General features: G+C 30.1%; 24 protein-coding genes. 15 read left to right on the top strand and 9 right to left on the bottom strand.

Annotated elements, in window-relative coordinates; all coding sequences use genetic code 11:
• Nucleotides 1-206 precede the first annotated feature (206 nt).
• From NON08_RS06640 to NON08_RS06630, 3 genes are read left to right on the top strand one after another with little or no spacing between them, the layout of a single operon-like run.
• Nucleotides 207-1,163 carry a LacI family DNA-binding transcriptional regulator gene (locus NON08_RS06640; RefSeq protein WP_256690664.1) on the top strand — a complete coding sequence of 319 codons (957 nt, stop codon included), beginning with the start codon at nucleotides 207-209 and terminating at the stop codon, nucleotides 1,161-1,163.
• Between the two features lie 28 nt (nucleotides 1,164-1,191).
• A complete protein-coding gene (locus NON08_RS06635; RefSeq protein ID WP_256690662.1) occupies nucleotides 1,192-2,652 on the top strand; it encodes a Na+/H+ antiporter NhaC family protein in 1,461 nt (486 codons plus the stop codon).
• Nucleotides 2,653-2,685: 33 nt separating this feature from the next.
• Nucleotides 2,686-3,870 (top strand): trans-sulfuration enzyme family protein, encoded by a 1,185-nt coding sequence (locus NON08_RS06630; protein ID WP_256690661.1) that lies wholly within the window; start codon nucleotides 2,686-2,688, stop codon nucleotides 3,868-3,870.
• A 38-nt stretch (nucleotides 3,871-3,908) separates the two neighbouring features.
• Here NON08_RS06630 and NON08_RS06625 read toward each other — a convergent pair whose 3' ends face one another.
• On the bottom strand, nucleotides 3,909-5,177 hold the full coding sequence (locus NON08_RS06625) for a Gfo/Idh/MocA family protein (RefSeq protein ID WP_256690660.1): 1,269 nt from the start codon (nucleotides 5,175-5,177) through the stop codon (nucleotides 3,909-3,911).
• 155 nt (nucleotides 5,178-5,332) lie between these two features.
• Between NON08_RS06625 and NON08_RS06620 the strand changes: the two genes are divergently transcribed.
• From NON08_RS06620 to NON08_RS06605, 4 genes are all read left to right on the top strand, one after another.
• On the top strand, nucleotides 5,333-6,304 hold the full coding sequence (locus tag NON08_RS06620; RefSeq protein WP_256690659.1) for a LacI family DNA-binding transcriptional regulator: 972 nt from the start codon (nucleotides 5,333-5,335) through the stop codon (nucleotides 6,302-6,304).
• 75 nt (nucleotides 6,305-6,379) lie between these two features.
• The gene (locus NON08_RS06615) at nucleotides 6,380-7,636 is read left to right on the top strand and encodes an ABC transporter substrate-binding protein (protein WP_256690658.1); all 1,257 of its coding nucleotides are present in this window, start codon (nucleotides 6,380-6,382) and stop codon (nucleotides 7,634-7,636) included.
• A 2-nt stretch (nucleotides 7,637-7,638) separates the two neighbouring features.
• The gene (locus NON08_RS06610; protein WP_256690657.1) at nucleotides 7,639-8,520 is read left to right on the top strand and encodes a carbohydrate ABC transporter permease; all 882 of its coding nucleotides are present in this window, start codon (nucleotides 7,639-7,641) and stop codon (nucleotides 8,518-8,520) included.
• A 9-nt stretch (nucleotides 8,521-8,529) separates the two neighbouring features.
• Nucleotides 8,530-9,348 carry a carbohydrate ABC transporter permease gene (locus tag NON08_RS06605; protein WP_256690656.1) on the top strand — a complete coding sequence of 273 codons (819 nt, stop codon included), beginning with the start codon at nucleotides 8,530-8,532 and terminating at the stop codon, nucleotides 9,346-9,348.
• Nucleotides 9,349-9,398: 50 nt separating this feature from the next.
• Here NON08_RS06605 and NON08_RS06600 read toward each other — a convergent pair whose 3' ends face one another.
• The 4 genes from NON08_RS06600 to NON08_RS06585 are packed head-to-tail and all read right to left on the bottom strand — an operon-like array spanning nucleotide 9,399 to nucleotide 14,258.
• The gene (locus NON08_RS06600) at nucleotides 9,399-10,235 is read right to left on the bottom strand and encodes a carbohydrate ABC transporter permease (RefSeq protein ID WP_256690655.1); all 837 of its coding nucleotides are present in this window, start codon (nucleotides 10,233-10,235) and stop codon (nucleotides 9,399-9,401) included.
• Nucleotides 10,201-11,187, bottom strand: coding sequence for a carbohydrate ABC transporter permease (locus NON08_RS06595; RefSeq protein WP_256690654.1), 987 nt, complete (start codon nucleotides 11,185-11,187; stop codon nucleotides 10,201-10,203). The genes NON08_RS06600 and NON08_RS06595 overlap by 35 nt, the downstream gene beginning before the upstream one ends.
• A gap of 16 nt (nucleotides 11,188-11,203) precedes the next feature.
• Nucleotides 11,204-12,487, bottom strand: a complete 1,284-nt coding sequence (locus NON08_RS06590; RefSeq protein ID WP_256690653.1) for an ABC transporter substrate-binding protein — start codon at nucleotides 12,485-12,487, stop codon at nucleotides 11,204-11,206.
• A 13-nt stretch (nucleotides 12,488-12,500) separates the two neighbouring features.
• Nucleotides 12,501-14,258, bottom strand: coding sequence for a glycoside hydrolase family 35 protein (locus NON08_RS06585; protein ID WP_256690652.1), 1,758 nt, complete (start codon nucleotides 14,256-14,258; stop codon nucleotides 12,501-12,503).
• A 170-nt stretch (nucleotides 14,259-14,428) separates the two neighbouring features.
• Between NON08_RS06585 and NON08_RS06580 the strand changes: the two genes are divergently transcribed.
• From NON08_RS06580 to NON08_RS06545, 8 genes are all read left to right on the top strand, one after another.
• Entirely contained in the window at nucleotides 14,429-15,400 is a 972-nt protein-coding gene (locus NON08_RS06580) for a LacI family DNA-binding transcriptional regulator (protein WP_256690651.1), read from the top strand.
• A 156-nt stretch (nucleotides 15,401-15,556) separates the two neighbouring features.
• On the top strand, nucleotides 15,557-15,910 hold the full coding sequence (locus NON08_RS06575; protein WP_256690650.1) for a hypothetical protein: 354 nt from the start codon (nucleotides 15,557-15,559) through the stop codon (nucleotides 15,908-15,910).
• Nucleotides 15,911-16,091: 181 nt separating this feature from the next.
• Nucleotides 16,092-16,445: a hypothetical protein gene (locus tag NON08_RS06570; RefSeq protein WP_256690649.1), complete on the top strand. Its 354-nt coding sequence runs from the start codon at nucleotides 16,092-16,094 to the stop codon at nucleotides 16,443-16,445.
• Between the two features lie 107 nt (nucleotides 16,446-16,552).
• Nucleotides 16,553-17,974, top strand: a complete 1,422-nt coding sequence (locus NON08_RS06565; protein WP_256690648.1) for a helix-turn-helix domain-containing protein — start codon at nucleotides 16,553-16,555, stop codon at nucleotides 17,972-17,974.
• Between the two features lie 107 nt (nucleotides 17,975-18,081).
• A complete protein-coding gene (locus NON08_RS06560; protein ID WP_256690647.1) occupies nucleotides 18,082-18,474 on the top strand; it encodes a hypothetical protein in 393 nt (130 codons plus the stop codon).
• Nucleotides 18,475-18,476: 2 nt separating this feature from the next.
• Nucleotides 18,477-18,884, top strand: coding sequence for a hypothetical protein (locus tag NON08_RS06555; protein WP_256690646.1), 408 nt, complete (start codon nucleotides 18,477-18,479; stop codon nucleotides 18,882-18,884).
• A 2-nt stretch (nucleotides 18,885-18,886) separates the two neighbouring features.
• Nucleotides 18,887-19,183, top strand: coding sequence for a hypothetical protein (locus NON08_RS06550; protein ID WP_256690645.1), 297 nt, complete (start codon nucleotides 18,887-18,889; stop codon nucleotides 19,181-19,183).
• A 179-nt stretch (nucleotides 19,184-19,362) separates the two neighbouring features.
• Nucleotides 19,363-20,757 (top strand): sulfatase, encoded by a 1,395-nt coding sequence (locus NON08_RS06545; protein ID WP_256690644.1) that lies wholly within the window; start codon nucleotides 19,363-19,365, stop codon nucleotides 20,755-20,757.
• A 41-nt stretch (nucleotides 20,758-20,798) separates the two neighbouring features.
• Here the strand turns inward: NON08_RS06545 and NON08_RS06540 are convergent, their stop codons facing one another.
• The 4 genes from NON08_RS06540 to kduI form a co-directional block, all read right to left on the bottom strand.
• Nucleotides 20,799-23,711, bottom strand: coding sequence for a chondroitinase family polysaccharide lyase (locus tag NON08_RS06540; protein ID WP_256690643.1), 2,913 nt, complete (start codon nucleotides 23,709-23,711; stop codon nucleotides 20,799-20,801).
• 71 nt (nucleotides 23,712-23,782) lie between these two features.
• A complete protein-coding gene (locus NON08_RS06535) occupies nucleotides 23,783-25,342 on the bottom strand; it encodes an extracellular solute-binding protein (protein ID WP_256690642.1) in 1,560 nt (519 codons plus the stop codon).
• Nucleotides 25,343-25,363: 21 nt separating this feature from the next.
• Nucleotides 25,364-26,125 carry a 2-dehydro-3-deoxy-D-gluconate 5-dehydrogenase KduD gene (gene kduD, locus NON08_RS06530; RefSeq protein WP_256690641.1) on the bottom strand — a complete coding sequence of 254 codons (762 nt, stop codon included), beginning with the start codon at nucleotides 26,123-26,125 and terminating at the stop codon, nucleotides 25,364-25,366.
• Nucleotides 26,126-26,138: 13 nt separating this feature from the next.
• Complete coding sequence (kduI, locus tag NON08_RS06525) at nucleotides 26,139-26,975, bottom strand: 5-dehydro-4-deoxy-D-glucuronate isomerase (RefSeq protein WP_256690640.1); 837 nt, start codon at nucleotides 26,973-26,975, stop codon at nucleotides 26,139-26,141.
• Nucleotides 26,976-26,986: the final 11 nt, after the last annotated feature.

The following is a 26,986-nucleotide window of genomic DNA, read 5'->3' as shown; positions in this document are numbered from 1 at the left end:
TATTTTATTTCATATTCAATATTTAATTTCATTTTTTGAATTTTTTATAACTCTTTACAACCTCTTTATATCTCTATGTTTTTATATATTTTTTTGTATATTTTATGTTTTTTTAAAACTTTTTTATTGACATCAGTACATAATGTATGCAATAATTCGTTTACAAACCTTTCTTGCATACGTATGCAAAATTAAAGGAGGTATTTATGAAAAAGAATAAACTAACTATGAAACAAATTGGAGATCTTCTTGGTGTTTCTCAATCAACTGTTTCAAGAGTTATAAATAATCACCCCAATATAAAAAAAGACGTTCGTGAGCGAATTTTAAAATTTATAGATGAAAATGAATTTCTTCCTGATTATAGTGCTCAGATTTTACGTGGAGAGAAATCAAAAATACTCGGTTTACTTACCGTTGATTTTAAGAATCAATACTATTTAGAAATAGTCAATTATGTTGAAAAAATCGCTAGAGAAAAGGGATACTCTATTATTGTCATGAACTCTGAACGTTCATCTATTCTTGAAAAAAAACATATTATTGAACTTCAAAAAAGAGGTGTTGATGGAATCGTAGCTTGTCCAGTGTCTGAAGATAATATGTCTTTTATTAAAAAATTAGGCATTCCTTTTGTTGTTGTTAATGAAATTTTAAAAGACTATGATAGTTTCTCCACTTCACTTTTTAAAGGTGGTGAAATTGCAGCTAATTTTCTTATTAATAAGGGGCATTCTAATATTGGTTACATTGGTGAGTATCCCTCTCTTAAATTCGATGGTTTTAAGAGTCGATATATCTCTAATATAGATGAGTGTAATTTTTTTGCTAATTTAGATTCAAACTTTATAAATGACTTAGAAAGTTTTATAAAAAATAAAGGAATTCAATGTTCTGCTTATTTTGTATCTAGTGACTTTATGGCACTTCACTTTCTCAAAACTTTAAAAAAACTAAAAATCGATTATTCCAACATTGAATTTATAGGCTTTGATAATACACTTTTAGCTGAAGCTTTAGGTATCTCTAGTATTGAGCAGCCTATGAAAAAAATGATTGAGTTATCTTTAGATACTTTAACCAAAAAAATAAATGGTACTTGTAAGGATGAAAATAAGGTATTAAATATTGAATTAGATCCAACTCTTCTAATTCGAAATTAATATATATTTTAAAACACGGAGGGTATTTATGAAATCAAAAAGAACACCAACAAATTTTGAAGCTTTTCTACCAATAATAGTTATGGCTTTAATGGTATTAGTGGGGAATATCATTATGGGAATAAGATTAGAATTTTTATTGATTATAGCTTCTATTTTTTCTGCAATTATTGCTATCAGAGTGGGAATATCTTGGGATGAAATGATGAATGCTTATACTAAAAAATTTTCTGATGCTTTTCCAGCAATTCTTATTCTTATTGCTATTGGTGGTGTAGTTGGAACTTGGATGTTCAGTGGAACTGTTCCTATGATGATTTATTATGGTCTTAAATTTTTAAATCCAAAATTTGTAGTTGTTACCGCATTTCTTGTTACTGCATTAGTTTCAACTTTCACTGGAACTAGCTGGGGATCTGCTGCAACGTCTGGAGTAGCGTTTATGGGAATAGCTCAAAGTATGGGAATTCCTTTACCAGTTGTAGCTGGAGCTATTATATCTGGTGCTTTTTTCGGAGATAAGGTTTCTCCTGTTTCTGATACTACAAACTTAAGTGCTATGTCTTCAGAAATAACTGTTTATGAGCATATTAAAGGTATGTTACCAAATGTAATTATATCTGGTGCTCTATCTCTAATAGCTTTTACAATTGTAGGTTCATACTATTTCAATGGTAATTCTGAACTTACAGATACAACTTTAAAAATAATGTCTGATTTAAACTCTATCTATAACTTCAATATTGCTATGTTAATACCACCTATCATTGTTTTTGGTGGAGGATATTTTGGTATTTCACCACTTCTTTTAATGCTTGGTTCATCTATAACAGCTATGTTAATTGGTGTATTTAGCAATGGATTTTTATTTAATGATGCAGCTAATGCTTTAATATCAGGTTTTAATATTAGCATGGCTGAAAGTGTTGGAATCAACGTAGCTGATATAACTCCTAGATTACTTGGACTTTTAAATCGTGGTGGTTTTGCATCAATGATGGGTGGAGCTGTTTTATTCTGTTTCTTAGCTATGCCTTTTGGATCTTTCATGGAAGTATCTGGAGCTTTAGATAAGGTTGTTCAACAGATGAGTAAAGCTATCACTGGTGTATTTAGTCTTACTACAGTTACATTCCTTACTGGTGGAGTTATGAATGGTATAACTGGTAATGGACAGTTTTCTATAATGACTACTGGACAACTATTTAAGGAAAGTTTTAGAAAGCAAGGAGTTCCTCTTTCAGTTTTATCTAGAACAATGGAAAATAGTATGACTTTACTTGAAAGTCTTTTACCTTGGCATGTTACAGCTATATATATGTCTACTACTTTAGGAGTGTTCACCACAGAATATGTTAAATGGAGTTTCTTTAATATATTTGGTATATTTGTTTTCTTTATTCAAACATATATGCTTTCTAGAAAACTTAATAAATCTAATACAAGTAGCATCTCTGAATACGAAACTGCTGCTAATGAAACTATCTAATAACGAAGATTACTTTAAATAAGGAGATTAACTATGAAAAATAATTTAGAAACTATTCTTGCTCATTACGGAGAGGAAAGAGATAAACATAATGGAGCTATTGTTCCACCAATCTATCAAAATACTCTATTTGCTTTTGAAAGTTGGGATCATATTGATAATGCCTTTTCTGATCCTATAAACAACAATATATATACTAGAGGTAACAACCCTTCAGTTTCTATTGTTGAAAAAAAATTAGCCAAAATTGCTGGTGGAGAAAAAGCTAGACTTTTCTCTTCTGGAATGGCCGCTATTTCAAGTGCTATTATGAGTTGTGTTAAAGCTAATTGTCATGTGATTACTTTAAGAAATATCTATGGTCCTGCTATGAATTTTTTAGATAACTATTTAAGAGATAAATTCAATGTAGATGTAACTTTTGTAAGTGGAGAATCTGTTGAAGAGATTGAAAATGCTATAAAAGAAAATACTACTCTTATCTACTTAGAATCACCGTCATCAGCTATATTTTCTATGCAAAATTTAAAAGCTATCGCTGATTTAGCTAAAAAACACAATATTAAAACTATCGTTGATAACACTTGGGCAACTCCTATATTTCAAAAGCCTTTAGAGTTAGGAATTGATTTAGAGGTACATTCATGCTCTAAATATCTAGGAGGACACAGTGATATTATAGCTGGTGTTATTATTGGTTCAGCTAAAGATATTGATAGCATCTACCAAAATGAATTTCTTTTATTCGGTGCTAAAATGGCTCCATTTGAAGCATGGTTACTTATGAGAAGTTTAAGAACACTACCTATGAGAATGGAGAGACATCAGAATAACGCTTTAAAAGTTGCTAGTTTCTTAGAAAATCACCCTAAGATAAAATCGGTGAACTATCCTGGATTGAAATCTCACCCTCAATTTGAACTTGGAAAAAAGCAAATGAACGGTTACAGTGGACTTATGAGTTTTGTTATAGACTCAGAGGAGTTAGCAGATATTAAAAACTTTGTTAACGCTTTAGAACACTTTAGTATTGGAGTTAGCTGGGGAGGACATGAGTCTCTTATTCACGCTCCTGCTATAAGTTATCTAAAAGAGATGAGTCCTGAGCAATTTAAATCAACTGGTTTATCTCTTGGAGTAATGAGAGTTTCTATTGGATTAGAGCATGTTGACGATCTTATTGATGATTTAAATAAGGCTTTAACAAATATTAAATAAAAAACTAAGGGGTTAACCAAAATGGCTAACCCCTATTTTTAATTAAATCTATTTAAATACTCATCCATATAAACAACATTTCCATTAACTCTAGAGTCTTCTGCTGCAAAAGCCATTATATGACTTTCTAAAGATGTTCTTGGATTAGTTCTAGAATCCTCTTGTCTTCCTAAACATAGATTTACAAAATCTTTCATCAGTCCTGTATCTCCTCCTCCATGTCCTCCTTCTAATACATCTGGAACAATCTCTGTTCTCTTTCCATTTGCAAAACGTCCATTTCCTTTTCCAAACTCATAAACTTCTATATGATTTTTTGCATCATTTCCTCTTATTTCACCTTTAGTTCCCATAATTTTTATTGTTCTACATACTTCATCTGTAAAAGCACATAGATTAAAAGTCACATTTACTCCATTTTCAAACTCAATTATAGAAACCATATTATCTACAACATTGTTATCACATTTGTAAACACATCTTCCATATTGATTATGCTCTAAAGATCTTGTTAAAGCTTCCTCTGTTTGAATCTCACTAGCAACTAAAGTTGGCCAAGCTCCAATATTATTATAATATATTTTCTTAGGAGAATATATACAACTATCAATATACTTACAATCTAAGCATCTATCTGCTGAACCTTCTGGGGCATTTTCTTTTCTGAAATGTTTTAAATTTCCAAAAGAAGCAATTTTTTTACAAGGATTTCCATTTAAAAGCCAAGATAAAATATCTAAATCGTGACAACTCTTTTGTAAAATAAGAGGGCTTGTCTCATCTGAGTTTCTCCAATTACCTCTTACAAAGCTATGAGCAAAGTGAAAATTCCCTATATTCTCATTGTGCTGTATATCAACAACATCTCCTATTATTCCACTATCAATTAACTCTTTTAATTTGCTAAAAAATGGTGTATATCTAAGTACATGACAAACCATTACCTTAACTCCATATTTTTCAGCCATTTTAACTATCTCAATGCACTCTTCAACTTTGTTTGACATAGGCTTTTCAAGAAGAATATCATAACCTTTTTTCATTGCAAGTTCTATCGGCTCAAAGTGCATATCGTCACCTGTTGCCAGAATTATAGCATCGCAAAATTTATCTTTTTCTAAAAACTCCTCCCAAGAGTTAAACACATACTCAGGTAAAATTCCATGAGCTTTTATCATCTGATCTCTCTTTATAGGATTTGGTTCTGCCACAGCTACAATCTCTGCTTCATCACTATTTTTTAAAATAAAATTAGCATAAACATCCTTTCCCCTATTTCCTGCCCCTATTACACCGATTCTTAACATAAAATTTCCTCCTATTTTGAATACGTATACATATATTTTTAATGTGAGTATAGTCTATGATTTTTAAATTGTCAAATTTTTTTTCATAAAAATTTGCTTATCCCAATTTTATAGAGTATTATTTTTCATATATAGTTATTTAACAGGGAGGATACATGAAAAACAAAAGAATGACAATGACAGAGATTGCTAATTTAGTTGGTGTATCTCAAGCTACCGTATCAAGAGCCATTAATCAACCAGAAAAAGTAAAACCTGAAGTTAGAGAAAAAATACAATATTTTATAGATAAATATAAATTTATTCCCAATGAAAATGCTAAAACTATGAGAGGAGTTGGTAGTAAAATACTGGGATTTATTGTTTTTAGCTTTTCTAATTATTACTATTTAGATATGATTAAGTATGCTGAAAAATTAGCTCGAGAAAAAGGATATAGTTTACTTGTTATGAACTCTGAAAAAAGTGCTGATTTTGAATTAGAACATATAAAAATGATGCTAGCTAGAAATGTAGAAGGAATACTTATAGCACCTGTAGATGAAAAAAATCTTGATTTTTTAGAGAGCACTGCAGTTCCTTTTGTCGCTTTAAATGAAGACTTTCCAGGTCATAATTACGTTACAACATCTTTAGTTGAAGGTGGAGAAATAGCGTGTCAACATCTTATTAATCAAGGACATAAACATATAGGTTATATCGGTGGAGATCATAAAAAATATAATCCAAAACTTGATGGAGTAAAGAAAGCTTTAAAAGAGAATAATTTAAACTTTAAGTCTGATTCTTTTATTAAAGTTGATACTGTTAATCTAACAGGGGAAGATATTGAGAACGTTTTAAAAAAGAAAAAACTTTCTTGTACTGCTTATGTTGCATCTAATGATGAAGTTGCATGTTTATTTATGAAAAAAGCCAACGAAGCAGGTTATAAAATTCCAGAAGATATTGCTTTAGTAGGATTTGATAATACTATAGTTTCTAAACTTCTTGAAATTACAAGTATCACTCAACCTACAGAGGCTATGGTTAAAGAGGGTATTGAGATTATATTAAACAACCAAAGTATTAAAAAAACACTTCAACTTTCTCCAGGAATTGAAATTAGAAAGAGTAGTTTAAAATAAATTTGACAAATCTTAATCTATGAGGTATATTTTATCAAATAATTATGAATACGTATACAATTTTAAGGGGGTATTATGAAAAAAATTATTCTATCATTATTAAGTCTAGGTCTTTTAACTTCTTTAACAGGGTGTGGTAGTGATGAAAAAACTACTTCTTCAAATAAAGATAAAGTTTTAAAACTTGCTCTTTGGGATGCCAACCAAAAACCTGTTATTGAAAGTATGATCAGTAATTTTGAAAAAGAAAACCCAGGTGTTAAAGTTGTTGTTGAAATAACTCCTTTTTCTCAATATTGGACTAAACTTGAAACTGCAGCTACTGGCGGACAACTTCAAGATATATTCTGGATCAATGCTCCAAATTTTACAAAATATGCTAAAGCCAATATGATTCTTCCTATTCAAGATCTAGTAGATAATAAATCTATTAACAAGGATTCTTTTCCTGAAGGAATGATCAAGATGTATACTTATGACAATAAACTTATGGCCGCTCCAAAAGATATTGATACTACAGCTCTTTGGTACAATAAAGAAATTTTTGACTCTTTAAAACTTCAATATCCTAATGACAATTGGACTTGGAACGACATGGTAACAACTGCTAAAGAGATAAAAAATAAAACTGGGAACTATGGTTTAGCTCTAGGTTTTGCTGGACAAGAGGACTATTATGAAATAATATCTCAGTTTGGTGGAAGAGTTATATCTCCTGATAAAAAAACTAGTGGATTTTCAGATCCAAATACTATAGCTGCAGTAAAAGAGATAAAAGAACTTTTAGATGAAAAAGTTATTCCTAGTCTTGGAGAGATTGCAGACACTAGATCTTCTGATCTTTTCCAATCTCAGAAGGTTGCTATGACATATTCAGGTTCTTGGATGGTTAAACAATATATGAAAAATGAAATCATAAAAGATAAAGTTGATTTGGCTAAATTACCTTTAAAAACTAAGGATGCTGCTATTATTCATGGTCTTGGTTACGCTATCTATTCACAAACTAAGCATCCTGAAGAAGCTAAAAAATTAGTGACATACTTATCTAGTAAAGATTCACACGACACTCAAGCTAAGAGTGGTATAGTTATCCCTGCTTATATAGAATCTCAAGAGATTTGGACTGAGTCATATCCTAACTTAAATCTACATGGTTATTCTAAGATGTTACCTAATGGAATTGAATACCCTGCATCTTTAAATACTGGTAAATGGGAAGATGTTATGAATGAGTATCTAAATAAAGTTTGGATGGGGGAATTAACTCCTGAAAAAGCTTGTGAGATTATAAACGAAAAAATGAATGCTATTTTAAAAGAGGAAGTTTAGTTATGAGAAAAGATAAATTTCAAAATAGTATGTGGGCATATCTTATGATTGCCCCCTTAGTTATTGGTATTGGAATTTTTTATATATTTCCATTTTTCCAAAATCTTTATTTTAGTTTAACTAACCTTGGAGCCTTTGGACAATTTAAATATATTGGTTTTAAAAACTATGAAAAACTTATGTATGATCCTAAAATGTATCAAGCTTTAAAAAATACTTTTGTTTATGTTTTGTTTTCTGTTCCTTTGGGAATAACTTGCTCTACATTAGTTGCTACTATGTTAAATAGTAAAATTAAAGGTCTTACAATTTATAGAGTTTTATATTTTCTACCTGCTGTTACAATGCCTACAGCTATTGCTATGGTTTGGCGATGGATGTATAATAAAGAGTTTGGTCTTTTAAATCAATTTCTAAATAACTTTGGCTTTGAATCTAGAGCTTGGTTGTCAGACCCTCAAACAGCCTTATATGCTGTTATAGTTGTTGCTATATGGTCTAATATAGGCTATAACATGGTTATACTTCTTGCTGGTTTACAAGGTATTCCTAAAATGTATTATGAAGCTGCTAAAATAGATGGTGCTGGTCCTGTTACCTGTTTTTTTAAGATTACTTTACCACTACTTAGTCCATCACTATTCTTTGTTACCGTAATGTCTTTTATTAATTCATTCCAAATATTTGACTTAGTTTTTATGATGGTAAATCGAACTAACCCAGCTTTTGAAAGTAGTATGACAATTGTATATTTCTTCTATACAAATGCTTTCCAAATGTCTGAAAGAGGTTATGCTGCTGCTATTGCTGTTGTTTTATTTATCATTATTATGGCTTTCACTTGGATTCAACTTAAACTACAAAAAAAGCTAGTTAACTATTAGGAGGAAAATATGGACAACAAAAAAGAAAAAGTTTTTTTGCATATTGTTCTTATAACTGGAGTTATATTTACTTTAATTCCATTTATTTGGATGTTTCTAACCTCTGTTAAAACTTTAGGGGAAAGTATACAAGTTCCACCTGTTATTTTTCCATCTGAATTTAAATGGAGTAATTATAAAGATGTTATGGCTACTATGCCTTTTATGAAGTTTTACTATAACACCATTGCTTATACTGTGGTTAGAACAATTGGACAAATAATCTTTTGTTCTATGGCTGCGTATGCTTTTGCTAGGATTGAGTTTCCATTTAGAAATACAATATTTCTATTATTACTAGCTGTTTTAATGGTTCCTGGGCAGATTTTTTTACTACCACAATATATGATTATTCAAAAATTAGGACTATTAAATACTTTAAGTGGTCTTATTATCCCAGGATTATTTAGTTCTTTTGGAACTTTTTTAATGAGACAATTTTTTATGACTCTTCCTAAAGAATTAGAAGAAGCTGCAATTATAGATGGATGTAATCATTTTCAAATCTATTATAAAATTATGCTACCTCTTGTTAAACCTGGTATTGTAGCTTTAATTATAATAACAGCTCTTGCTAGTTGGAACCAACTTATGTGGCCTCTTATTGTTAACACTTCTACTGATAAGATGACCCTTTCTGCTGGTCTTGCTGCTCTATCTGGACAACACGGAACTGATTATCCTTTAGCTATGGCTGGAGCTATTTTAGGAGTTTTACCTATGCTAATTATGTTTATAATATTCCAAAAGAAATTTATTGAAGGAATGGCATCAACTGGTATAAAATAAAACTCTAATGAAAAATAAAAATGGAGAAGTTTTCACTTCTCCATTTTCTTTTACTCTTTAACAGCTCCTGCAACTATTCCTGATAAAATCTTTTTCTTAAATATCAAATACATTATAACTGTTGGTAACATAACTATTACTATTGCAGCTGATAATTTAGCCCATGATCCACTACGCCCCACATAATTCATTAGCATTGTTGTAAGTGTTGCATTAGCAGCACTAGGCATATATAGATATGGTGTAAACATATCATTTAATACATCTACAGACTTTAATATTATAAGTGTTGCTGTAGCTGGTAATATAAGTGGAAATATAACTTTCCAATAGATTTTAAAATATGAACATCCATCTATTCTAGCACTTTCATCTAAAGAGTATGGAATCTGATCTATAAATTGTTTATAGACATATATTTGAAGTATATCTGTTGATATATAGATTACCATTGGTGCTAAAAGAGTATCATATATTCCAAGTCTTCCTATTATTCCAAATCTTGTTATCTCAGCAATAAAACTAGGTATCAACATTGAAAAACTAAATAGAAAGAAATAAACTTTTTTTAATTTAAACTCAAATCTACTTAAAGAGTAAGCAACCATACTACTTAAAATAACATTAATTGTTATGGTTCCTAAAACTAAAAGCATAGAGTTTTTAAATCCTGTTAAAACATTTCCATTTTTGAAAACCTCTTTATAGTTATCTAGTGAAAATGGTGCAGGTAAAGAGAGATGATAACCTTGAGCTATCTGCTCTGGAGTTTTAAAAGATGATAACACTACAAGAAGCAAAGGTACTAAAACTATCAAAGTTATACCTACAAAAACTGTGTGATTAAGGGCATTAAACAGTAACTCGCTTGCTTTTTTCTTCTTCAAGTCTCTCTCCCTCCTTCTCTATTACCTCTTCAACTTTTAATTTCTCTTTTTTAACTAATCCTTTTATTTTATCTAATTTACCTTTAAATTTTTCAGGCTCTAAAACTAATCCTTGAACTACTGATATAACTATAATTGCTATTATTAAAACTATAGCCATTGCACAAGCTAAACCAAAGTTACTAAATTCAAAGGCTGTTTTTACTGTATGAAGAGCAAATGTTGTACTACTTGTTCCAGGACCTCCACTAGTCATAACAAAAGGTATATCAAAGACCATCAGTGCTCCTCTAACATTTAAAAACAATACTATACTAAGAATCGATTTCATATTAGGTATTATTATTTTTATAAATTGCTGAAATACTGAGGCTCCATCTATTAATGCAGCCTCTAGCATATCTTTATTTATAGATTGAAGTCCCGCTAAGAAAAGTATTATATGAACTCCTGTAAATCTCCAAAGAGAAACTACAACTAATGAGTAGTTTACAATTTTAGGATCACTTAACCACCTAATTTTCCCAATATGTCCAAGAGCTAAAAGTCCATTTAACACACCATCTTCTGAACTATATAGAAATGAAAACATATAGGCTATTGCAACTCCATTTATTATGTATGGCATAAAAACTATAGTTTTGAAAAACTCACTTTTTTTGATATATCTATCTAAAAGCATTGCTAAATACATCTCTATTGGAATAAAAAGTAGATGCAACATAAAATATAGATTATTATTTTTTAAACTTTGCCAGATATCTTTTCTTTGAAATACCTGAGTATAGTTTTTTAGTCCCACATAGTTATAATTTGGATTAATTCCATCCCAATCAGTAAAACTTATTAGAGCTAATTTAAATCCTGGATAAAGAACAAATACAAATAACAATATAGTTGGTATTGCTAAAAAACATGCTAACAATATACTTCTTTGTGTTTTATCTTTCATACTTTACTCCTAACAACTACTTTGTATTTTCTTGAGCTTCTGTCCATCTTTTATTAAACTCATTCATGTACTCTGTAAAGTTAACTCCTTGAATCATCTCTTGTCCCATTCTTTTAACATCAAAAGAGATATAGTTAGCTATTTTTCTAAATCTTTCATCTCCACCTTTTTGAAGTACAACCTCTGGATTTGGAATATTTGCTATAGCTACATTGAACATGCTCTCTCTACCTTTTACACCCTCTACAGCTGGTAACACATTCATATAAGTCACATACTCTTTATAGTAGTCACTTGTAAAGAACCAGTCTAAGAATTTTTTAGCTTCATCTGCATTTTTACTATATTTTGGAATTGATAAAAATACCTCTGCTGAAACTAGGTATCTAAATGGTTCATCTTTTGTTTCACGAGCTGGTAGCACAAATACCCCTATATCCTCTAACGTCTCTTTAGACATCTCCTTTTCTAAATCCATATAAAACCACTGCCCTGAAGCTAACATAGCTGCTTTTTTAGAAGCAAACATACTTTTTTCTTGGTCCCAACCATACCCTAGTGGATCCTCTCCAAAAGGTTTTGTATTATAATATTTATCTAACATATCATAAGCTGTATAAAATGGCTTTCCTGGTGAAAACGGATCTTTTTCCACTGCCATTTTGCTCCAAATATCGTTACCTCCTGGTACTAAAAATGGCATAAACTCATTAAAAGGATATGTTGTCCAAGAGTCTTTAGCCCCTAGTGCCATTGGTGTATAAACTCCATTTTCTTTAATCTTTGCAGATAAAGCTACAAACTCTCCCCAAGTCGTTGGTATCTCTAATCCTAATTCATTAAATACACTTTTTCTATAGTAAACAAACTCATTAAATCCATACATAGGCAATCCATAGATATTTCCATCTATTTCAAAATCTTTAGCAAATTTATTTACCTTTGCAGCTTCTGTTCCATTTAAAGGAAGTAGCACACTTTTAAAACTTTCCATAGTTACAACCCTTACTGGGAATATATCTGGAAGTTTTTGAGCTGAGTTTCTTATTTTCATTGTATTGTCATACTCTGTTGCTGGTATTTTCTCCATTTTTATTGTCACATTTGGAGCGATCTTTTTATATGCTTCTGAAAGACTATTTGTATCCATCATGTACTCTTCTCCAGTTCCTGAATATGTTACAAAAGTCAGTTCAACTTTTTTATCCTCTGTCTTAGCTACCTCTTTCTTTTCCCCATCACCACAAGCAGCCATAAATAACATTGTCCCCATTCCTAAAACCTTTAAATATCTTTTCATTTTTTTACCCTCCTTAAAAAAGTTTAGCTTCTGCAAAAAGCTCCATAGTTTCTCCATTACTATGAAGTTCAAAGATAACAACTTCGTTCTCACCCTCTTTTAAAATAGGGGATGGAACATATAATCTCTTTTGAGGTCCTTCACTCCAGTATCTTCCTAAGTTAAATCCATTTATATATACAACACCCTTTTCCCATCCTGTAAAATCTAAGAAAGTATCTCCAATCTCAGATACATTAAAAATTCCTTTAAAGAATCTTGGGTGATTTTTAACATCTTTAATATTCTCTTCAAAATTTAAACTAGATATGTTATCTAGTGGTATTGTATAAATTTCCCAGTTAAATAGAAACTGTCTATCAAGTCTAACTCCCTCTGTTATACCTTTACTATCTTTTAATAGAGGCCCATAGTTGATTCTTCCCATATTCTCAACTAAGATCTCCAATGTTGATTCCTCTTTTTCACAGTTCAATATTATCTCTTGTTTATTATTTCTATCAATAACTCCTTTAAACTCCCCGTTTAAATAGATTAGAGCTCTATCTCTAACCTCTTGTAAAGTAAGTGGCATATTTTCAATAATTCCTTTAACTTTTGTCTTATAAAGTATAAAACCATAATCTTGATCTAACTCCTCCATAGTTTTTACATATGGTGAAGTATAGTGTTTAGATAGTATATTTAAATTATTCCAAAGAGATGCACTTCTCTTAAACTCTACTTTTCCACAAGCTATTTTTTTTGAATCTTTTACTTCATACTCTTTGTAATTTTTATGTTTTTTAATATTTATTTTTCCTTTTAATCCATCAATAGTGTCCTTTACTAAATGGTATTTTTTAGTTAAATCTCCAGCCTCAGTTAAAAGAGCATCATAATCGTAACTTGTTACTGTGCAACGTTGCTCATCATGATAGTTTGCTCCATTCATAAAGCCAAAATTAGTTCCTCCATGGAACATATAGAAGTTTACAGATATATTATTTTCTAACATATACTTAAACTCCTCTGCCACCTCTTCACCTTTTCTAGTTATATGCTCTTGACCCCAATGATCAAACCATCCAATCCAAAACTCCATAACCATTTTAGGCATATTACTTTGATATTTTTTAAATAGTTCAAATGATTCCTCTGTCTTTGAACCAAAGTTTATTGTTTTCCAAATATGAGGAAGTGTTCCTCCTGATAACATCCAGTGTGTTGGTCCATCTGAAGTAAATAAAGGCACATTTACTCCTCTTTTTATTAAAGCTTCCTCTAAATAACTTAAATACTTATGGTCATTTCCATAACTTCCATACTCATTTTCAATTTGAACAGCTATTATAGGACCGCCATTTGTAGAAAGATATTTTGTAAATTTAGGAATTAATACATCGTAGTATCTGTCAACTTTTTCAATATATGTTAAATCCATTGTTCTAAGCCTTATTCCAGAATATTTTAAAAGCCATGCAGGCAATCCTCCAAATTCCCACTCTGCACATATGTATGGAGACGGTCTTAAAATAACGTAAAGTCCTTTTTTATCAGCTAACTCTAAGAATCTCTCAAGATCTAGCATTCCTGAAAAATTATACTCCTTCTCTTTAGGTTCATGTAAATTCCAAGGTACATAGGTTTCTATACAGTTGAAACCTGCTGCTGCAATCTTCTCAAATCGATCCTCCCACTGTTCAGGTAAAGTTCTAAAATAATGAATAGCTCCAGATATTAGAAGGGTTTTTTCCCCATCTATCTCTATATTTTCCTCTACAAATCTCATTTCTCCTCCCTATCAATACCTTTTCCTTTTTCAAGAATACGTATTCTTGATACGAGTGTATTCTATGAATACGTTTTTGTCAAGAGTAATATAGTTTTTTTAAAAATTGTTTGACAAATTCCAAAAAAAATACTTTAATTGAGTTCTCAATACTTTTGAAAGGTGGTTCTATGAAAAAAAATTTAACAATGAAAGATATAGCTAAACTAGCTGGAGTTTCACAGCCCACTGTCTCAAGAGTGGTAAATGGAAATCCCACTGTTGATCCTGAAGTTCGAGAGCGTGTGGAAAAAATAATTTTACAACAAGGCTTTAAACCTAACTCTAGTGCTAAAACTTTAAGAAGCAACTCATCTAAAATAATTGGAGTTATTCTTTTTGATCTATCTAACTATTACTATTTAGAAATGATTAAATATGTCGAAAAAGCAGCTGGAGAAAATGGTTATACAGTTATTATTTTAAACTCTCAAGGAGATAAAAACTTAGAAAAAGAACATATTTTAAATTTGCAAGCTCGAAATGTAGATGGTATAATTATAGCTCCTGTTGATAGAGAAAATTTGGAGTTTTTAAAAAAACAATCTGAAAACTTTGTGGTAATTGATTCTGAAATACCTCAGTATCCATGCATTTTCACTTCACTTTTAGATGGAGGAAAAATTGCCGCACAGTATCTTTATAGCTTAAATCATAAAAAAATAGCTTTTATTGGAGCTGATAAAAAGAATATAAAACTTTTAGGAATTAAAGAGTTTTTTTCAGAGAAAAAAATGAAATTTTTAAATGAATGGTTTATTGAAACTGACACTACAAATAGTAATCTTCAAAATTTATCTACACTTTTAGATAATTTAAATGAATTTCCAACTGCTTTTATAACATCAAATGATGTCATAGCTTTAAATCTTACTAAAGAGTTAGAAAAAAGAGGATTAAATATTCCTAAAAACATCTCTATTTTGAGCTTTGATGACACAATTATATCTACAGCTTTAAACATAACTAGTATTAAACATCCTGTAGATATTATGATGACAAAAGCTATTGATTATCTTTTAACTGGTTATAAAATGCCTATACAAAAAAGTCTCAATCCTATTTTAATTAAAAGAGAAAGTTGTACATTTTTAACGAAATAAAATTTCATTTATAACTAAATTATTGAAATTTAATACATGTTTTTTGACATTAAATTTCAAATTGATATTTTCTTATGACAGTCGTATAATATTATACAGTACTTAAAATATAAACAAATTTTATATATTATTATACACATTTTAGGAGGACATCAATTGAGAAAATTAAAAATGCTTATATTAGCAACAACTTTAAGTTTTACTGCTTTTGCTGGTATAGTTAACGGAAAAATGACAAAAATAAGATCTTATGAAAAGGGTAATCAAATTAGATTTGAATCTAGAATTCCTAACTTAAGTTTCCAAGTTAAAAAAGTAGATATTTTTAAAGCGATGACTAGATACGGAAAAATAATGTCTGTTGCTGATCTTGAAAGAAATGGTATTATTTTAGATGTAGATAGAAAAGTAGTTGTTACTTTAGATAGAGTTAAAGATGGTTTACATATAAAATCTAGAAATCATTCAATGTTTGTAACTGAAAGAGAATTAGATAAAATAAGAAGATAATTTTCAAGCTGAACTTTAAAAAGTTCAGCTTTTTTTTTATTGTTTCTGCTTTTGAAATTTTGTAGCATTTTTTTTGTCTTTAATTTCAAATTGATATTTTTTTCTCATGCATATATAATAAATATCATCACTACAGAGATATTTATACATTAATTTATAGAGAATTTTAGGAGGATACAAATTGAGAAAATTAAAAATGCTTATGTTAACTGCAGCATTAAGCTTAACTGCTTTAGCTGGTTCAGTTAATGGAAATATGACAAAAATAAGAGCTTATGAGAAAGGAAACCAAATTAGTTTTGAATCTAGAATTCCTAACTTAACTTTTAAAGTTAGAAAAACTGATATTTTCAAGGCTATGACTAGAAAAGGAAAAATAATGTCTGTTGCTGATCTTGAGAAAAACGGTGTTATTCTTGATGTGGATAGACAAGTAGTTGTTACTCTAGACAGAGTTGGAGACGGTTTATACATAAAAACTAAGAACAATACAATGTTCGTAACTGAAAAAGAGTTAGATAAGATTAAAAAATAGTTAATTTGAGCCTTTAGGCTCATTTTTTTTATTTGTATATATTTGGACTTTGTTGTAGAATATACATTATTACATAATACTAAAATCATATTTAGAAAGGTGGAAAAATGTTTTTAAATAAAAAGTCTCTACATATACTAAGTCTATTTTTTTCTTTAAATAAATTTAGCTATTCAGATTTAGAAAAAATACTGCATATAAAAAAACGTTCCATTGATAACAATATAAACATTATCAATGATTTTTTAACTATCAATAAAATTCAAGGTATCCAAAAAATTAAAGATTTTTTCTTTTTAAACTCTTGTTCTATAAATAAAATTAAAGATATTTTACAGTTTGCTCCACTATCTGTAACTGAAAGAAAAGATTATCTTTTACTTCAACTTTTTTTTGAAAACACCCTTAACTTAAATATCAACACAGATATAGTTCAAACTACTAGAAGAACTCTAAACTATGATTTAAGAGATATTAAAAGTTATCTAGAATCTGAAGGAATAAAGATAGAAAGTATTTCTGGTAGAGGAATATTTTTAAGAGGAAATGAAGCTAAAATAAGAGAACTTTTTGCAATCTACTTAAGTAAATATTTAATTAATAAAAATATTAACCATAAACATTTTACTGATTTGATATCTAAATATATTCATGAAGATTTAATCGAATATAATAAAAACTTTGTTTTAAGACTTTTAAATAGTATCTCAGTTACTTTAGTTCCTGAGGATTTTTATAAAATAGTTGCTATACTTTTAGTTAACTCAACAAGAGAGAATAAGATCGATTTTGAAGAGGAATATTTCTCCCCTAAAAAAGTTACTTATCATGAAAACTATGAAAAAACTTTAAAGTTTTTAAAGATGAGAGGACTAGACTATTTAAAATCTTATGAATTAGATTCAGTTATTGAAACACTATTTTATCTAGATATTAAAAGATATGAAGTTCCCGATGACTACACTAAAATTTTTATGGAAAAGATTAAAGAAAATTTTAATATAGATTTTAATAACAATTTAGAAACTAAAATGAGAGTTTCTAATGTACTGAGAGTGGGTTATTTTAAAAGTAAATATAACTTCTATGAAAATAAAGAGGTTTACTCTTTTAATAAACTTCAAAAAGAAACTTTTAAGGCATTAAAGGAGATTATCCATAGTATTTTTCCAAAGTTTTATTTAGAAGATATACTACATCTTGCTATAATTTTAAAAAAACATCAAAATAACAATATCTTAGATCGAGATAAGTATAAAAGAGTAGCTATTGTCGATGATACATTTGACCATATGTATGCAAAATTGCTTTTAAAATATTTAAAAAACTTCTCTTATATTGAAGTTGTTGAAATAATTGAAAGTTATGAGATAAACTCTCTCTTAGAAGATGTTTTTCAAGTTGACTATATTCTAACTATAGACGACCTACAAAATTTTAAATTAAATATACCTTTAATTAAAATAAATAGAGCATGTTTCTTAGATGATAGTTTTGAACTTTCACAACTTAGCTTAATTATAAAATAATTGAATTTTAATACCAAATTTTAACAATCTTTTTTCAAATCCTCAATTTAAGGAATATGTGTTACTATACTCTAGGTTTTAAGTAACAAATTTTAGAGGAGTTTAAAATGAAAAAAGTTTTATTAGCTGCCTCTTTTTTAATATCTATGAATTTATTTAGTGCTGATATTAAAAATGATAATGGTAGTATGAATTTCCCAGATCTAAAACTTGAGAAAGTTGAAGGTGCTACATATATAGCTTTAGCTAGTAAGTCTGGAGAAGCTTATGTTTTTGGATTAGCTAACGACGTTTTTTTAGATGTTAAAAACGGACATAATCAACAGGAAGTTTTAGGATTCTATGATAGTTTAGATGAAAATAAATTAGATGTTGAATTATATAATGTATCCTTATTAGAAAATAAATTAATTGTAAAACCTACTTATGAAGATTTTACAATAGAATTTACTAAGGATGAAACAGATAAAATATTTAAAGCTGTTAAGGAGGAAAAATAATTATGAAAAAGTTTTTAGTAATTTTAGGAATCCTAGCCTCTATAAATATTTTTGCTGCTGATATTGTTAAAAATAATGTAACTACTACAACTGATAAAGTTGGAATGTTTATTCAAAATAGTAACTCCTTTTTCGCTTTGCAAACTAAAAATGGTGGTGTTGTAACTTTTGGTATTCCAAAATCTGTGCTTATAAATGCAATTGAAGATGGAAAACCTAGATACGAAATCCCAGGTGTCATTGCAAATGCAAACAATCCAGAAGAGAGTGCTTTACAATTTTACCATATTCACTATGATAAAAAAGAGGGTGTTCTTATTTTAGATTTTTCTGGAACAGAAGATTATATTGTCTTTAATAAAGATGAAGTTTCAACATTTTTAGAGATGTTGAAAAAAGGAGCGTATTAATTATGAAAAAGATTTTTGCTTTAGTGATGCTTGTAGTTTTATGTACAACATCTTTTGCTAGATATCATAGACCTATTAGACCAGCTGTAAAACGTGCAATAGTTAGAGCTCATGTACGTAATGAGATTAGAAAAGAAGTTAGAAGAGATATTAGAACTGCTGTTAGAAGAAAAAGAAGAAGAGAAGCTATTGGTGCTGCTGTTGTTGGTGCTGCCGTTGTTGGTGGAATCATTGCTAATAACAACAATCATCATAACGATTATTATAGACCTGTTCAACAACCTTATTACGGTTATTAATATACACCAACCCCCTGAGGGCTTAGATTTTTTTATAAAATCTAAGTCCTTTTCTTTTTAAATATACATTTTTCTCCTTAAAAAGCATATATTTTAAGTATTGAAAATAGAATATTTACTTATTTTTTTACAAAAGGTATCATAAAAGAAAACAACTATTTGCTTGAGGGGAGAATTTTATGAAAAAACCAAATCTTTTATTTATCTTTGCAGATCAATGGAGAAGAGAAGCAGTTGGCTTTATGAAAAAAGAACCTGTTATAACTCCAAATTTTGACGCTTTTTCAAATGAAGCTGCTATATTTGAAAAAGCCTATAGTAGTTGTCCTCTTTGTTCACCAAATAGAGCAACTATTTTAACTGGTAAAAATCCAATCTCACATGGTGTTATTACAAACTGTAAGCCCGGTCTTGAGAATATCTTTCTAAAAGAGAGTGAAGTTACAATTGGAGATGTTTTAAAGTCTAATAACTATAAAACAGGGTACATCGGTAAATGGCATCTTGATGAACCTGAAAAAAAAGATGAAAATCTACCTCTTTCAGGAGCTAGAGATTGGGATGCTTTTACTCCTCCTGGACCTAAAAGACACGGTTTTGATTTTTGGTACTCATATGGAGCTGATGATAATCACTTAAGTCCACATTACTGGATGGATTCTCACGAGATGATTAAAGTGAATAAATGGTCCGTGGAACATGAAACTGATATCGCTTTAGATTTTATCAATAAAAATAAAGATGATAGTTTTGCTCTTTTTCTTTCTTGGAACCCACCACATACACCTCTTGATTTGATTCCACAAAAATATGTGGATATGTATAATGAGGTTAAAGTGGAAAAAAGAGAAAATGTTATTTTAGAAGATATAATTGATCATCCTAAAACTATAGCTCCTTTCTCTTTAGATGAACAAAACTATTTAGAATCTGTTAAAAAATACTATGCTGCTATAACAGGTATAGATGAACATTTTGGAAAGATAATAGACTATTTAAAAAAGAATAATCTATTTGAAAATACTATAATTATAGTAACTTCAGATCACGGAGAGATGCTTTGTTCCCATGGACTTTGGAGTAAACACGTTTGGTTTGAAGAAGCTGTTTCAGTTCCTTTTATGCTTTCTCATGGAGATAGATATAAAAATAAAAGAATAACTACACCTCTTTCAGGAGCGGATATTGCACCTACTATCCTTTCTCTTTTGGATTTAGATACTCCTAAAGAGATGGAAGGAGTTGATCTCTCTCCTACCTTAAATGGAGAAAAGGTAAATAATATTGCCATCTCAGCATGTTATACTGGAAATCCAAAGGTTTTAAATAACCTTAAAGAAAGAGGACTAAATACTCTTGCTTATGGTTGGAGAGCAGCTATTGACGAAAGATACACATATGTACATTTTAATGATTATACTGGAAATGATGAAGCTAAAGAGTTTTTATACGATAATACAAAAGATGAATATCAATTAAATCCTCTTCCTTTAACAGAGGAAACAAAATATCTAAAGGATCATCTTGTGAAATGGGGAGAAAAATATAACGATCCTTTTAAAGATGTCAAATAAATATGTATAAAAAGAAAATAGAGCTCAAAAGAGCTCTATTTTTATTTTTCTTTTAAATCTATTTTTACTATTTCACCATTTTTAGAAGTTATATTTAATTTTGTAAAATCTCCATCTATCTCAGATTTCACTTTAGGATTATCTATAACACTGTATTTCCCCTTTAAAACAACTGAAGTTGTATGTTCTTTACCTACATTTCCAATCCAAGGTCTAGAGTATATACTTCTTTCAATCATAACTCCATCCTTGTCGTATTGCTCTGGATCTTTTCCCTCATAAAGTCTTAAGTCTGGATCAACAAAACTCATTTGAAGGTTTTTATCTCTTTTTTGTAGTAAAACCATTGATGGGGTATCAACAGACTCTATAAATTCGTTATTCTTTACTTTTCCGCCCTCAAATAATGCATATCCTATAGTATTACTTTTTAAATCTTTAACTATATGACTATCGTTATCTTGATTTAAAACTTGGTATTTAGAATCTTTTTTAAACTTCTCTTGTTTTTCCTCATTTCCTTTTATTAAAATAGCATAGTGATATTTACCATTTTCAGGTGCTTTTCCATGATTTATATAACCTAACTCATAGTTATTTTCTGTTTTTTCACCAGTATTTTGATCTTTTGATTCCTGCTTTCCTTTTCTTAGAACTACCTCACCCTCTACAACTTTATACATATTATTTTGAGAATCTAGTATAATATTATCTTTTTGAGTGTAACTATTTTTTAAATTACTTCCAAGATAGTTTTGGAATAGCGTTGTGTGAGTCTCGTTTTCTTTATCATTATTTTCAATTCCACTTCCTAGCAGAACAGCTTTATCATCAAAGAAAAATACTGATTTTCTAGCTCTATGAGTACCATTATATTTTGGATGTTCATGCAGTTTCATTGCAAACATACCGTTATCATTTAAAGAGTTTCCTCCAGAATATGTTTCGTCTGAAAGTAACATCTCTTCCACTCCACTTTTTGTATCCACTTGTGATATATTAGATTTTAATTTTTCAAAAGGTACATCTATTGCTGTAGTTCCTGGAAAATGTTTCCAGTCCCATCCCTCTTGAACATATCCACTCTCTTTTAGTGATCCCTCAAGTATTTGGAAAGCTCCATAACTCATATATCTTCCATATAAATTATTTTTTATATAAGTCTCATTTCCAACTAGATATCTACTATACCCTTTTACTCCAGCTAACCACTCACCTCTTCTATGAAGTTGAATAGAACCCATGTTTAAAGTCCATGCTCCTTCAGGAGCTTTCTCCTCTTTAAGGCCCATACTTTTAAACTTTTCTACACTTTTCCCTTGAGGAACAAGTCTCAAATATGCTTCTGCTAGTTCTTTGTCAACTCCATTTTCACCACTAAGAGCCATAAGTCTGAACCCTTCTGCGTCCATTTTAAATTTTCCATTGGGATGTCTTCCTGTTAAAGATAAAAGGTAGTTATACTTATTAGAGTAAACTCTTGTTAATAGTATTGAATCCTTAACTATTTTTAAAGGATCTCCTGTAACTGCATAAGTAGTTCCATTTAAATAGTATATTATAGGTACTAACCCTTCAAAAGCACCCTTTGCATAAGCTGGATAGTTTTGCATATGATGGAAAACTGTTCCATCATGTTTGAACCCTCCTAAAACTCCAGGTGAGTATTTTATAGAGTTCATTAAGTAACTTTGAAGTTGATATAACTCCTTAGCTTCTTTCTCTTGATTTTCATTTAAAAGTATGGCAGTTAACATACCTGGAAGCATTGTATTTAAAACATCTATATTTACCCCTTTTAAACTCTCTTTAGGTGTATATATCATTCCCATAGCGCTATACCAAGTTACCATCTCTTTAGCTTTATTTGCAGTTCCTAATTTTATTAAAGGCTCTTTCATTAAAAATATAGCTTCATATATCTCTCTCATTTGATATCCCAAATGATGTATTGTTCCTTGAGCACTTCCCTTTGTCCAACCTTGATCATACATATATTCTAAACTTTCATTAAAAAGCTTTGCAATTCTCTCTTTTTCTTGAACATTATCAGTGGAGTTATACATATTTGCCAATTCTCTTAAATATACTCCGAACTCCTTAGTTGCAATATATTTTATTTTATCTTTTTCTTCTGGCTTTAAGTCTTTATATATAACTAATCTTTGAATGAATTCTAAGTTTATTTTTTTGTATTCTGAAAATTCACTCTCTTTTTCATTTATAAGTTCTGGAGTCACTTCAACTTTTTTTAGAAGTTTATCTCTATATCTTTTTTCAACTTTCTTTATTCCTTCTATTTCATCTTTATTTAAAACTATCTTTTTTTCATTTTTTTCTATTTGATTATAGTTTTTATATAGAGCCATCCAATGGGCATTAGCTGCTGTATCTGCCTCTAAATTAATAAAATCCACTTGCTCATCTCTTGCATTGTGTCTAGGATCTATTAGTACAGAAGGTATAATCTGATCTATTAATACCTCTCCACTTTCTGCAGGAGCCACAAAAGTTATCTCGTCCATTCCCTCTTCAGGAGTTCCATTCATATCTCTATCATACTGAACCCACATAGTTCTCCAACCTTTAAAATTCATTTTTATTGGAAACCAACATTTTACAACTCCATCTTTTTTAAATTGAACTAACATTTCCCCTATAGTCGGCTTTTCATTATATATCCACATACTATAACTACTTCTAGCCTTTTCTTGCTCCCCTGCCTTAAAAACTGTATAACCTACATCTCCTAAAATGCTTAAAGATTCATTATTCCCAAATTTCCATTTTAAAGAGTTCTCTCCATCCTTATATTTTTCTTTAGATATAGAGACTGAATCATTTTTTTTGGCTACCACATTCTCTGGTACTCCATCTTCAAATTGATAAACTTTTACATCTTGTCCATACAAAATTCCTGTTAACATAAGCGCTCCTAATACAATTTTTTTCACTTTACTCCCCCTCTTATCAATATATAAATCTATAAAAAAACTAGGTAATTCTACCTAGTTTTTTTATGTTTTTATTTAACACTATTGTAGTGGTTGTAGCCTTGTTGTACTATCTCTTTTGCTCTTTCTACCCCATTTTGTTGAATTCTACTTACATAAGTATCCCAATCAGCATCTATGTTAGAAACTCCTAAAATCCATTTCTGCATATACTCCTCTGTTGTTTGATTTACAAGAGCCATTATCTTATCTAACTCTTTTATATCTTTTGGACTATACTTTAATATAGGAAGAGGTCTCTTAGTGTTTCCGTCTCTCATATACATTTCAAATCCCTGCTTAGCTATATCATTTGAGTATTGGAATTCATACTCTGCATTTTGCTGTACTCCAGGTCCTGAAACTTGAGCTCCAACTTCTTGTAAAACTTTTAAAGGTCCTTTTCCATCTGGATTATTTAACACTAAATCTGTGAATACTGGTTTCCCATCTACCATAGTATAGTGCTTTCCTTCAATTCCAAAGTTCCAAGTTCTTCTTCCCTCTTCTGAGAACCACCAATCCATAAACTTAATTGCTTGTTCTGGATTTTTAGCCGCTGCTGAAATTCCCCATCCTATCTCTGGAGTTGTATTTCTTCCAACTGTTACACTTTTTACTCCATCTTTTATTTCAATAGGTTCTATTGGATAAAATTCAAATCCTGGTATTTGAGTTGTTGCTAAACTATTATAACTTGCTGTACTTCCAAACCAATCTAAAGTCATTCCACCTATATTTGTAGGTAACACTGCATCTCTTGCGCCCCAACCTCTAGTGAAAACCTCTTTATCTATAAGCCCTTTTTTGTACCAATCTGCTGCTAACTTAACCGCTTCTTTAAAATTTGGATCTAAAGTTGCGAAAGTAACTTGATCATTTTCTACGTAGAATGTTTTATATGGTCTTGCTCCAAAAATTCCTGTTAAGTTATTTAGTGCTGCTTGTATATTTCCACGAACAAATATTCCAACTTCATCTTTTCTTCCATTTCCATTAGCATCTTGTTCTTTAAATATTGTTAAAGCATTTTCAGTTTCTTCTAATGTTTTTGGCACTGGTAAACCAAACTTTTTTAACCAGTCTGTTCTAATAAATAGTCCAGATGATACACTTAATTTATCAAGATCATAGTATGTTGGAATAGCATATATCTTTCCATCTAGTGAATACATATCTTTTCTATAAAGTGGATTTTCATCTATAAACTTTTTTATATTTGGTGCATGCTTATCTATTAGATCGTTTAAAGGAATCATTCCTCCATCGCTACCTAACTTCTCTAAATCTGGAACTCTATAAGCTATAATATCTGAGAAATCATTAGAAGCTAGCATAAGATTGTAAGCTTGCGTAGAATCTGTATTATTTTTAGATGCGTATGATTTTATTTTAACTCCAGTTGCTTCTTCAGCTTTTTTATAGACTTCCCACTCATTATCTAAAGGCATTCCATTAAAAACTAAGAATACAGAAAGATTTTTATCTTTTCCTTTAGCTGCCCCTGTATTTTTTGCATCTGCATCTTTTGAACATCCATTTAACATAAGCGCTGATAAAAGTAACGCTCCCATTGCAATTTTTCTCTTCATTATAACTTTCTCCCCTTATTTTTATCTAACTAGCCATCCACCATCTATAGCTAAAATATGTCCATTTACATAGTCTGCTGCTTTTGATGATAAGAATATTGCTCCCCCTACTAGGTCTGATGTTTGTCCCCATCTTGCTGATGGTATTCTTCCTAATATCTCAGCATTTCTTTTCTCGTCAGCTCTAATTGGTGCTGTATTTGCTGTTTCTATATATCCTGGTGCTATTGCATTTACTTGAATATTATCTGCTGCTAACTCATTTGCAAAAGCTTTTGTAAGCCCTGCTACTCCATGCTTACTTGCTGTGTACGATGGTACAAACTTTCCACCTTGGAATGATAACATTGACGCTATGTTTATTATCTTTCCTCCACCTTGCTTTTTCATCTCTATTGCTGCAGTCTTACTTAAATAGTATATTGAAGATAGATTTAAGTCAATAACTGATTTCCAATCTTCATTGCTTCCCTCTAAAATTGGTGATCTTTTTATTGTTCCTGCGTTATTTACTAAAATATCTATTCTTCCAAAAGCATCGATACACTCAGCAACAGCTTCCATTGCCACAGACTCTTTTGATAAATCTCCAGTTGCATAAGCAATCTTTCTTCCTAAAGCTTCTACCTCTTTTATCATATTTGCCATATTATCATCATTATATGTAAAGATAAATAGGTCAGCTCCTGCTTTTGCAAGTCCCATTGCAAGAGCATTTCCTATTCCTACGTTTCCACCAGTTACCATTGCAACTTTTCCCTCTAAATTAAACATGTTTAGCATAATATCCTCCTAATTATCTCAATTGATCCATTGCTATATGATCCATATCTGTAAATGTTTGGTTCTCTCCAGCCATTCCCCAGATAAATGTATAGTTTTTAGTTCCTACACCTGAGTGAATTGACCATGATGGAGATATTACAGCTTGCTCATTAGCCATTACAATGTGACGAGTTTCTTGAGGCTGTCCCATTAAATGGAACACTCTTGTGTTTTCATCCATATTAAAGTAGAAGTAAACTTCCATTCTTCTCTCATGAGTGTGTGTTGGCATTGTATTCCACATGTTATTTGGATCTAATACAGTCATTCCCATTAAAAGTTGACACGATTTACAAACTGCAGGGTGAACATATTGGAATATAGTTCTTTTGTTTGAATTTTCTAAATCTCCTAAATGAACTGCATTAGCATTTGCTATATCTATTTTTACAGTTGGGTAAGCCACATGAGCTGGTGCACTGTTTACGTAGTACTTCGCTGGGTTTTCTGCAGAATCAGATTTGAATGTGATTTCTTTTACTCCCATTCCAACATATAGTCCATCTCTTGAAGCCATATCATATTCAACTCCATCAAGAACTACTTTACCTGATCCACCTATATTGATAAGTCCAAGCTCTCTTCTTTCTAAGAAAAACTCAGATCCTAACTCTTTACATCCCTCTAATTTTACCTCTGTTTCAACTGGCATAACTCCTCCAGCTATAACTCTATCTACATGAGAATACATTAAGTTAACTTCGTCAGCTACGAAAACTGTTTCCATTAAGTAATGTTTTCTTAACTCCTCTGTTGTATAGTGCTTTGAATCCTCTGGGTGATTTGCATATCTTGTATCTAATCTCATATTGAAACTCC

Source organism: Cetobacterium sp. NK01, assembly GCF_024506395.1.
Lineage (GTDB): Bacteria > Fusobacteriota > Fusobacteriia > Fusobacteriales > Fusobacteriaceae > Cetobacterium_A > Cetobacterium_A somerae_A.
The sequence above is the reverse complement of the archived record's forward strand: the minus strand, read 5'-3'. Positions and strand labels throughout refer to the sequence as shown.